We start from the raw sequence: 9,957 nt of genomic DNA on the forward strand, positions 1-9,957 counted from the left end.
CGACCAGGTGATGAAGCCCAGCATATCCACCTTGCCGGCGGCGCGCTGGGCCATGTTGCCGAGCGCCCAACCGAACGCCGCGCCCAGCACCAGCGCAATGCCGGTGATCGTCACTTCGCCGCCAGTGTGGCCAGCGATCACTGCGACACCGCCCAGCGCCAGCGCCAGCGCGCCATATTGCAGCGGTTTCAGCCGTTCGCCACTGATCATCATCGCCATGGCAATGGTGAACACCACCTGCGATTGCACCAGCAGGCTGGCGAGGCCGGCCGCGATATGGCCGTCGATGGCGATGAACAGCAGCCCGAACTGGCCGCAGCCGATGGCAACGCCATAACCGGCCACGATGCGCCACGGCACGGTGGGCCGGCGCACGAAGAAGATCAGCGGGAACACCACGGCCGCAAAGCGCAGCGTGGCAAACAGCAGTGGCGGCAGGCTGTGCAGCGTGGCACCGATAATGGCGAAATTGCTGCCCCAAACCATCACCACCGCCAGCGCCAGCAACAGCGCGCGCGGGCTGAGCGCCGCGCTGCTCACCTTGGAGCCGTGGTGGGCCGCGTTTCGCGCGGCCGTGCCAGCAGATGATAGGCCGTCGCCGCCACCAGCAGCGCCACGGCGATGTTCGATGCCAGCGGCCGCGCCGTGCCATCGTGCAGTGCCGCTGCCAGTGCCGATGCCGCTGCGCCCATGCCGAAATTGATGCCGCCCATCAGCCCGGAAATCGCCCCGGCCCGCAGCGGATCGACATTCAGCGCGCCGGCCGAGGCATTGGCCGCGATCAGCCCGTTTGATGAAAGCGCCACGAACAAAACCGGCAGAAACACCATCAGCGGCGCATCGGCCACCAGCCACAGCACCGCCCCCGCCACCGCCGCGCCAATGGTGGCCCAGGCCAAAATCGCGTCGGGTGAACGGTGCCGCAGCAGCGCGCGGTTGATCTGGCTCGCCCCCACGATGCCCACGGCAATGGCGGCAAAAACCAGCCCGAACTGGCCTTCGGAAAAACCCCAGACATTGACCACCAGATCCGGTGAAGCGGCGATATAGCTGAACAATGTGGCGCCATTGGCCGCGCCGACCAGCAGATAGCCGACCAGCTGGCGGTTCTGCAGCAGCCTTGCATAACCGCTCAGCACATCGGTGCCGCGTGCCGCCTGTGCGGTGGCTTCGGAACGGCTTTCGTCCAACCGCAGCACCACGGCCAGCGCAACGGCAAGGCCGACCCCGACAAAGGCATAAAACACCGCGTGCCAGCCGGCCGCCGCAGCGATCCAGCCGCCAATCGTAGGGGCGAGCAGCGGCGCAATCGCCAGCACCAGCATCAACAGGCTGAAGATGCGGGCGGAATCGCGGTGGTCGTACCGATCCCGCACGATGGCGCGGCAGGTGACCATGGCGGCGCAGCAGCCCAGCGCCTGGAAGAAACGCCCGGCCACCAGCGCCTCGATATTCGGCGCTAGCGCGCAGAACAGGCTGGCCAGCACATAGACCGCGCAGCCGATCAGGATGCTCGGCTTGCGCCCGATCCGGTCACTGAGCGGGCCAAAGAACAGTTGGCCAATCGCCATGCCGACAAAGAAAGTGGACAGCGTGAGCTGCACCGCCGCCGCCGACGTGCCGTAATCGCGCGCAATCGCTGGCAGCGTGGGCAGATAAAGATCGATGGTGACCGCGCCAAAGGCCGTGAGCGAGCCCAGCAACAGGATCTCACCAAGGCGGGGCTGGCGAAGGGAGGCAGTTGGAGCAGACACGCCGCAGCGCTTAGGCTGCTGCGCCCATTAAGGGAAGCGCGTGATTGGCACAGGCCTCAGGCCCGCGCGGCGCCACCAACGTCACTGGCATCCACGGCGTTCACGCTGTTGTGGCGCAGCGCATCGAGCACGCTGCGCACGATGGCGGCGGCGTCCAGGCCGGCGTCGGCATATTGCTTGGCCGGGTTGTCGTGTTCCTGATAGACATCGGGTAGGCGCAGCGTGCGCACCTTGAGGCCGGCATCGAGCAGGCCTTCGTCGCTGGCCAGGGTCAGCACATGGCTGCCAAAGCCACCGATGGCGCCTTCCTCGATGGTGATCAGCACGTCGTGCGTGGCAGCCAGCTTGCGGATCAGCGCCATGTCGAGCGGCTTGGCAAAGCGCATATCGGCCACGGTGGTCGACAGCCCGCGCGCGTCCAGCGTGTCGGCAGCAGCGATCGCTTCGGCAAGGCGGGTGCCAAGTGACAGGATGGCAACCTTGCTGCCTTGCCGCACGATGCGGCCCTTGCCAATTTCGAGACGCGTGCGGGTGGCGGGAATGGCAACACCTGTGCCTTCGCCGCGCGGATACCTGAGCGCAATCGGGCCGCTGTCGTGGACGGCGGCCGTGTGTACCATATCGGCCAGTTCAGCTTCGTCGGCCGCCGCCATCACCACCATGTTGGGCAGGGTGCACAGATAGGCGACGTCGAACGAGCCGGCGTGGGTGGCGCCATCGGCCCCGACCAGACCAGCGCGATCGATGGCAAAGCGCACGGGCAGATTCTGCAGCGCCACATCGTGCACCACCTGATCATAGGCGCGCTGCAGGAAGGTGGAATAAATCGCGCAGAACGGCCGCATGCCCTGCGCCGCCAGACCAGCGGCAAACGTCACGCCGTGTTGTTCGGCAATGCCGACGTCGAAGCTGCGATCCGGGAAAGCCTTGGCGAAACGGTCCACCCCGGTGCCCGACGGCATGGCGGCGGTGATGGCGCAAATGGTCGGGTCGCGCCTGGCTTCCTCGATCAGCATGTCGCCAAACACGTTCTGATAGGCCGGTGCCTTGGGCTGCGGCTTGTGCTGCGTGCCCGACACCACGTCGAATTTCACCACGCCATGATATTTGTCAGCCGATGCTTCGGCCGGGCCATAGCCCTTGCCCTTCTGCGTGACGACATGGATCAGCATCGGGCCTTCGGCGGCATCACGGACATTTTCGAGCACCGGCAGCAGGTGATCGAGATTATGGCCATCGATGGGGCCGACATAATAAAAGCCCAGTTCCTCGAACAACGTGCCACCACCCTGGGCAAAGCCGCGGGCATATTCATCGACGCGCGCGGCGGCCTTCTGCAACGGCGGCGGCAGCACCTTGCCGGAAACCTGTTTCAGATATTCACGCAGTTCCAGGAACTTGCGGCTGGAAAGCAGGCGCGACAGGTAAGACGACAGCGCCCCCACCGGCGGCGCGATCGACATGTCGTTATCGTTCAGGATCACCACAAGCCGGTTGCCGGCCTCGCGCGCGTTGTTCATTGCCTCATAGGCCATGCCGGCCGACATGGCACCATCGCCGATCACCGCGATGCCCTTGCCCGGCTTGTTCTGCAGCTTGTTGGCGACGGCAAAACCCAGCGCGGCCGAGATCGAGGTGCTGCTGTGCGCGGCGCCGAACGGATCATATTCGCTCTCGCTGCGCCTGGTGAAGCCGCTGAGGCCGCCACCCTGGCGCAGCGTGCGGATGCGGCTCCGGCGGCCGGTGATGATCTTGTGCGGATAGGCCTGGTGGCCCACGTCCCACACCAATTTATCGTCGGGCGTGTTGAACACATAATGCAGCGCGACGGTGAGTTCGACAACGCCAAGACCAGCGCCCAGATGTCCGCCGGTAACGGAAACCGCGTGGATCATTTCCTGGCGCAGTTCATCGGCCAACTGCCGCAACTGCCCAGGTTCCAAGCGGCGCAGATCGGCCGGAATGTTGACCTGGTCGAGAAGCGGAGTTTCAAGCGTCATATGAACGGCTCGCTGCGGTGAATCTTAAGTAATTTTCCTTAGCGATAATGCCCAAGCCTGTCATCAAGACAGTCAGCCGCGCGTGACACTTTTGTCATCGACGAACAGTAAATGCCTGAAATCAGGCGCAACTGGCGCAAACGCCGCGCACTTCGATCACCGGGCGGACCGGGGTGAAGCCGGCAGCCGTCGCGGCCGCCCGCACATCGCCGGTAATGCGGTCGTCATCGACATGAGTCGCCCGGCCACAACGATCGCACACCAGAAAGATGCAATCATGCGGGCAATCGGGATGGGCATTGGCGATGAAGGCGTTGGCGCTTTCCACGCGGCTGGCCACGTTGTTGGCCACAAACAGATCGAGAATGCGATAAACGCTGTTGGCGGCGACGCGCCGGCCCGAGGCAGCCGAAACAGCATCAGTCACATCATAGGCCGATACCGGACGATCGAATTCGGCCAGCGCCTGAAACACGGTTGATCGTAGCGGCGTCCATTGTTCACCCACACTCACCAGACGCGCCTGCGCCGCGGCGGCAAGATCGGTCCGATTGTGATGCTGGCCGTGGCTGTGAGCGGAGTCCATGGCTTCCATATCCGACTTTGCGAGCAGCCGTGCAAGCACTCGCACCGACAATATGGCACAGTGCGCGCTTAAATCGTGCGAAGGGCTTTCAGGTTCTGCCAATGGGCCAAGGCCAGCAGCGAAACGCCCAGCATCGACACCAGCATCTCGGTCACGCCGCCGTGCACGACCAGCAAGGATGCCGCCATCACCAGCAGCCCCACGCCGCCAAGCAGACCGATCGGCAAGCGGCCATGCTGGCGCCAGCCGCGCCACAACGCCAGCGCCGCCAGCGGCATCGCCAGAACAAGACCGATCAGATGAACGCGGTGATCCAGCCAGTCGCCGGTGAGGGCAAACAGGCTGAGCAGCACGAAACCGGCCATGCAATGCAGCAGGCACAGGCCAGACAGGCCGATGGCGATTCGATCAAGAAAATTGGCGGGACGCTCCGACATGAGGACGATGTAACATTATCACATTGCCGGGGCAAGCCTTTTCCGGTCGCGCCATCGAACAGGTCAAATATTCGCCCAACCTTGAACGCGCCTTCCGCATCGCGCAGGTGTTTGGTGTGGGCGTGGAAGCCGTGTTCAGCTGGCACGGTTGATCGACCAGGCAGCGTTGCCTCGCTCCGGCAGCCCTTCTACAGCAGTGCATTCAATCGCCGGAGATTCTGCCTATGCGCTCGCTTCTTGCTTTGTTTCTGGCCTCTGTCGCCGTTCCCGCCATCGCCGCCCCTGATCTGGCCATGGTTGCGCAGATCACCGATGAAGCCATGAACCGCGGCGAAGCGGTGGAGACGGCGGCCTACTTGTCGGATCGGATCGGCCCGCGGCTGACCAATTCGCCCAGCATGCGCACTGCGACAAGCTGGACGCAGGACAAGTTCAAGGCCTGGGGCCTGACCAATGTGCGCACCGAAAGCTTTGATTTCGGGCGGGGCTGGTCGATCGAAAGCGCCAGCGTCACCATGGTTGCGCCGCGCCGCATGGAGCTGCGCACCCTGCCCGTCGCCTGGACCCCGGCCACGCCGGCCGGCGGCATCACCGCACCGGTTATCGTGGCACCGATGCGCAAGCCGCGCGATTTTGCCGAATGGGCGGGCAAGCTGAAGGGCAAGATCGTGGCCGTCAGTTTTCCGCGTTCGCCGGCCGACGCCACCAAGCCGGCGTTCGCGCGGCTGGATGACAAGGCGATTGGCGAGCTGGATGAATTTCAGCAGCCGGTGACCGCGCCCGACGATGGCGATGGCTGGTTCAAATACCTTCAGTGGGGCAAGGAGCTTGATGCGTTCCTGGCCAAGGAAGGCGCTGTGGGCTGGGTGCGCATGAGTTATCGCGACAACGGCCTGCTGCACGGCGAAGGCTATCAGCACCGCGACACACCCAAGCTGCCGGGCCTGGAACTGACCGCCGAGGATTATCGCCGCATCGCCCGCCTTGCCAGCCAGGGCGAAGTGATCCTGGCCATCAATTCGCAGGTCAAGTTTGATGACAGCGATGCCAATGGTTACAATGTGCTGGCCGATATCCCGGGCAGCGACGCCAAGGCCGGTTACGTGATGGCCGGCGCCCATCTCGATAGCTGGGTGGCCGCCGATGGGGCGACCGACAATGGCGCCGGGTCCGCCGTGGTGATGGAAGCCGCCCGCATTCTGGCAGCGCTGAAGGTAAAACCGAAACGCACGATCCGCTTTGCCCTGTGGTCGGGCGAGGAACAGGGGCTGTGGGGCTCGTCCAACTATATCGAGCGCCATCTCGTCAGCCGGCCAGCCAATCCCGATCCGGTGAAGGCCCGGCTTTCCTATGATTTCCGGATGAACCAGTATCCAATTGAAAAGAAAACCGATTACAATCTGATGGCGGCCTATTTCAACATGGATAACGGCGGCGGCAAGCTGCGCGGCATCCATGCCGAGGGCAATTTCGCCGCGGTGCCCACCTTGCGCGAATGGCTGTCGCCCTTTGCCAGCATGGGTGCCAGCACCGTGGTTGCCAGCCCGACGGGCGGCACCGATCACGAATTGATGGCCGCCATGGGCCTGCCGGCCTTCCAGTTCATCCAGGATCCGCTGGAATATGGCACCACCACCCACCACAGCAGCGTCGACACGTTTGATCATCTGCGCCCTGCCGATCTGCGGCAGGCCAGCGTGATCATGGCTTCGCTGTTGTGGGAGGCCGCCAACGCCGACAAGCCGTTGCCGGCCAAACCCTTGCCAACCAAGCCGAAAATGACCGACCCGTTCCGTTATGAGGACCCGGACAAGAAGGATTGATGCGACAGCAGGTGCGGTTGGCGCAGCGCGGCTTTGCGCCTAGGGAACGGTGATGGCCACCTTCGTTGCGTCCTCCAGCACCTTCAGCACCAGAGCCGCCGCGCGGCCGCAGGCGATCGCGATCTGGCTGCTGTTCATGGCGGGCCTGGTGTTTGCCATGGTCGTGGTTGGCGGCATCACGCGGCTGACCGAAAGCGGCCTTTCCATCACGCGCTGGGATGTGGTTTCGGGCACGCTGCCGCCGCTCACCGATGCGCAATGGCAGCGCCAGTTCGATCTGTATCGCCAGTCCAGCCAGTACAAACTGATGAATGCCGGCATGAGCCTAGCCGCCTTCAAGGGCATTTTCTTCTGGGAATATGTGCACCGGCTGCTTGGCCGGTTGATCGGGCTCGCCTTTGCGCTGCCGCTGGCGTGGTTCTGGCTCAGGCGTCAGATCCCGGCTGGCTACAAGCTCCGCCTGTTGGCGCTGTTCGCGCTGGGCGGCCTGCAGGGCACTATCGGCTGGTGGATGGTCGCGTCTGGCCTGGTTGACCGCACCGAAGTGGCGCCGGAACGGCTGGCCATCCACCTGAGCAACGCGTTGATCATCATGGCGGGCTGCCTGTGGACGGCGTTGGACCTGATCGACGGCGACATCGCCCGGCACGACCGCCCAGCCCGCTGGGTCTTACCGGTGACGCTGCTGCTGTCAGTCCAGATCGTTTGGGGCGCGTTCACGGCGGGCCTGCGCGCCGGCCATGCCAGTGACACTTGGCCGTTGATGCTCGATGCCATCGTGCCGCCGGGCATATTGGGCAGCGCCCGCGATGCCATCGCCGATCCGGTGAGCGTGCAGTTCCTGCACCGCAGTCTGGCCTATGTTGTGGCCGCTGCCGTGCTGATGGTGGCCTGGCGGCTGTGGCGCGCTGGCGCTGGCGTGCGTGCGCTGGCACTTGGTGGGCTTGTGCTGGTGCAGTTCCTGCTGGGCGTGCTGGTCATCATCAATCATGTGCCGATTTCGTTGGGCGTTGCCCATCAGGGCGTGGCAGCACTGCTTGTCGCTGCCACCGTCTGGGCCGCGCACTGGAGCCGCAGGGGAACCGCCACATGACCGTCAGAAATGTCCTGGGTGGGCCGCTGCTGCCCTGCTCGATGGAGCCGCTCACCGGCTGGTATCGCGATGGCTGCTGCAACACCGACGATGCCGATACCGGCCTGCACACCGTGTGCGCCGTGGTGACCGAGGAGTTCCTCACCTTCAGCAAGTCCGCCGGCAATGATCTGTCGACGCCGCGCCCGGAATTTGGCTTTCCGGGCCTGAACCCCGGTGACCGCTGGTGCCTGTGCGCCGGCCGTTGGGAAGAGGCGCGCGTGGCCGGCTTTGCGCCGGAAATCGTGCTAGACGCCACCCACGAAAAGACGCTGGAGGTGACGATGCTCGGGCACCTCCAGGCCCACAGCGTGTGATCACGCCGTGGGACGGAACCGATTTCGCCGGCGCCAAGCTGGCGGCGCTGGTTGACGACCAGATCCTCACCTACCGCCGTGACAACAAGCCCGGCATCCCCTGGCCTGGCCTTATTGATCTGCCGGGCGGCGGCCGCGAAGGCGATGAAAGCCCGGCGATGTGCGTGCTGCGCGAACTGCACGAGGAATTCGGCCTGTTGCTGCCCGAATCACGCCTCTGGTGGGCGCGGCCCTTCCCGTCCCTGCATCCGGTCGGCGGCACCGGCTGGTTCCTTGCTGCCCGCCTGCACATGGCCGAGGTGGACTCCATCCGCTTTGGCGACGAAGGCCACAGCCCGCAACTGCTTGGGCTTGGTGACTTTCTGGCCGCAGCAGACGCAATCGGGCCGCTGCAAGATCGCTTGCGACTTGTGCTCGACAGCCGCTGAAATTGAGCGGTATCAAGATACCACACCCCAAAAACCCCGGTTTTTCCTTGACCTGCGCCAGACCTTCATCGATATGACGCGGCACTGCCGGGGAGCTTGAAACCCGGCCAAACGATGCGCCGGGGTGTTCGCACCGCGGCCGTTTCATTTTTGAACAATGGAATCAACGCCATGCTGACCCGTATCACGGCCTCTGCCAAACCGGCCGACGTCGAAAAGAAGTGGCTGCTGATCGATGCCGAAGGCCTCGTCGTCGGCCGCCTTGCCTCGATCATCGCCAACCGCCTGCGCGGCAAGCACAAGACCAACTATACCCCGCACGTCGATTGCGGTGACAACGTGATTGTCATCAATGCCGACAAGGTGCGCTTCACCGGCAAGAAGACCACCGACAAGATTTACTATCGCCACACCGGCCACCCGGGCGGCATCAAGGAAACCACGCCGGCCAAGATTCTGGAAGGTCGCTTCCCGGAACGCGTGCTGATCAAGGCGGTGGAACGCATGGTGCCGCGCGGTCCGCTCGGCCGTGATCAGATGCGCAACCTGCGCGTCTTTGCCGGTACCGAGCATCCGCATGCGGCGCAGTCGCCGGAAGTGCTCGACGTGAAGTCGATGAACCGCAAAAACACCACGCTTGCTGGTTGAGGAACGATAAATGTCTGACAATCGCCAGTCCCTGTCCGACCTCGGCAGCATGGATGCCGAAGCTCCGGTCAACACCGCCCACACCGGTGGTGGCGGCCCGCCCGCCCCGCTGCGTGAACAGGAAATCGATGCCCAGGGCCGCTCCTATGCCACCGGCAAGCGCAAGAACGCCATCGCCCGCGTGTGGCTGAAGCCCGGCAGCGGCAAGATCACGGTCAATGGCCGCGATCAGGCCGTGTATTTCGCCCGCCCCTCGCTGCGCCTGGTGATCAACCAGCCGTTCGACGTGGCCGAACGCCGCGAGCAGTATGACGTGATCTGCACTGTTGTTGGTGGCGGCCTTTCGGGCCAGGCTGGCGCTGTGAAGCACGGCATCGCCCAGGCACTGACCAAGTATGAACCCGTGCTGCGCACTCAGGTGAAGCAAGCCGGCTTCCTGACCCGCGATCCGCGCGTTGTCGAACGCAAGAAGTACGGCAAGGCCAAGGCCCGCCGCAGCTTCCAGTTCAGCAAGCGCTGATCTGCGATCACCGGTTCAAGATCAACGCCGGGGCAGCGATGCCCCGGCGTTTTTCGTTGGGGGACGCCCCGGCGTTTTTCGTTGCACCAAGTTTTGCTTGGAGGCGGCCAATCGGCACTGGCCTTTCGCTTTGGCGCGCAGGCTGTCAAAAGACCGCCCATGATTCGCACCCTTTGCACACTCCTGCTTGCCCTGCTGGCGCTGCCCGCGCTGGCCCAACCCGTCAGCGACCAGCCGCACACGCGCGTTGAACTGATCGCCCAAAGCAGTGCGCCTGCCCCGGGCAAGCCGCTGCAACTGGGCATCGTGCTC

12 protein-coding genes are annotated in these 9,957 nt (G+C 64.3%); 7 read left to right on the forward strand and 5 right to left on the reverse strand.

All coding sequences use genetic code 11. The features are described from left to right. The 5 genes from RMO81_RS12320 to RMO81_RS12340 all read right to left on the reverse strand — a co-directional run. The coding region (locus RMO81_RS12320) for an EamA family transporter (protein WP_310476186.1) at positions 1-540 on the reverse strand (540 nt) is incomplete at its 3' end. Next, the gene (locus RMO81_RS12325; RefSeq protein WP_310476187.1) at positions 537-1,703 is read right to left on the reverse strand and encodes a multidrug effflux MFS transporter; all 1,167 of its coding nucleotides are present in this window, start codon (positions 1,701-1,703) and stop codon (positions 537-539) included. The genes RMO81_RS12325 and RMO81_RS12320, both read right to left, overlap by 4 nt. A gap of 107 nt (positions 1,704-1,810) precedes the next feature. Beyond that, positions 1,811-3,754, reverse strand: a complete 1,944-nt coding sequence (gene dxs / locus RMO81_RS12330) for a 1-deoxy-D-xylulose-5-phosphate synthase (RefSeq protein ID WP_310476188.1) — start codon at positions 3,752-3,754, stop codon at positions 1,811-1,813. 121 nt (positions 3,755-3,875) lie between these two features. After that, entirely contained in the window at positions 3,876-4,340 is a 465-nt protein-coding gene (locus RMO81_RS12335) for a Fur family transcriptional regulator (RefSeq protein ID WP_409049615.1), read from the reverse strand. A gap of 68 nt (positions 4,341-4,408) precedes the next feature. Then, positions 4,409-4,777 (reverse strand): MerC domain-containing protein, encoded by a 369-nt coding sequence (locus tag RMO81_RS12340; protein WP_310476189.1) that lies wholly within the window; start codon positions 4,775-4,777, stop codon positions 4,409-4,411. A gap of 23 nt (positions 4,778-4,800) precedes the next feature. Here RMO81_RS12340 and RMO81_RS12345 point away from each other — a divergent pair, with 23 nt between their 5' ends. The 7 genes from RMO81_RS12345 to rpsI all read left to right on the forward strand — a co-directional run bounded on the left by RMO81_RS12345 (position 4,801) and on the right by rpsI (position 9,645). After that, on the forward strand, positions 4,801-4,929 hold the full coding sequence (locus RMO81_RS12345) for a hypothetical protein (protein ID WP_310476190.1): 129 nt from the start codon (positions 4,801-4,803) through the stop codon (positions 4,927-4,929). 72 nt (positions 4,930-5,001) lie between these two features. Next, on the forward strand, positions 5,002-6,600 hold the full coding sequence (locus tag RMO81_RS12350) for a M20/M25/M40 family metallo-hydrolase (protein WP_310476191.1): 1,599 nt from the start codon (positions 5,002-5,004) through the stop codon (positions 6,598-6,600). Positions 6,601-6,652: 52 nt separating this feature from the next. Then, positions 6,653-7,693, forward strand: coding sequence for a COX15/CtaA family protein (locus tag RMO81_RS12355; RefSeq protein WP_310476192.1), 1,041 nt, complete (start codon positions 6,653-6,655; stop codon positions 7,691-7,693). Then, the gene (locus tag RMO81_RS12360; protein ID WP_310476193.1) at positions 7,690-8,049 is read left to right on the forward strand and encodes a DUF2237 domain-containing protein; all 360 of its coding nucleotides are present in this window, start codon (positions 7,690-7,692) and stop codon (positions 8,047-8,049) included. The genes RMO81_RS12355 and RMO81_RS12360 overlap by 4 nt, the downstream gene beginning before the upstream one ends. Next, on the forward strand, positions 8,046-8,477 hold the full coding sequence (locus RMO81_RS12365) for an NUDIX hydrolase (protein ID WP_310476194.1): 432 nt from the start codon (positions 8,046-8,048) through the stop codon (positions 8,475-8,477). The genes RMO81_RS12360 and RMO81_RS12365 overlap by 4 nt, the downstream gene beginning before the upstream one ends. Positions 8,478-8,648: 171 nt before the next feature. Next, positions 8,649-9,125, forward strand: a complete 477-nt coding sequence (gene rplM, locus RMO81_RS12370; protein ID WP_310476195.1) for a 50S ribosomal protein L13 — start codon at positions 8,649-8,651, stop codon at positions 9,123-9,125. 10 nt (positions 9,126-9,135) lie between these two features. Further along, positions 9,136-9,645 (forward strand): 30S ribosomal protein S9, encoded by a 510-nt coding sequence (gene rpsI / locus RMO81_RS12375; protein ID WP_310476196.1) that lies wholly within the window; start codon positions 9,136-9,138, stop codon positions 9,643-9,645. The last annotated feature ends 312 nt before the right edge of the window (positions 9,646-9,957 follow it).

Source organism: Sandarakinorhabdus sp., assembly GCF_031422795.1.
GTDB lineage: Bacteria > Pseudomonadota > Alphaproteobacteria > Sphingomonadales > Sphingomonadaceae > Sandarakinorhabdus.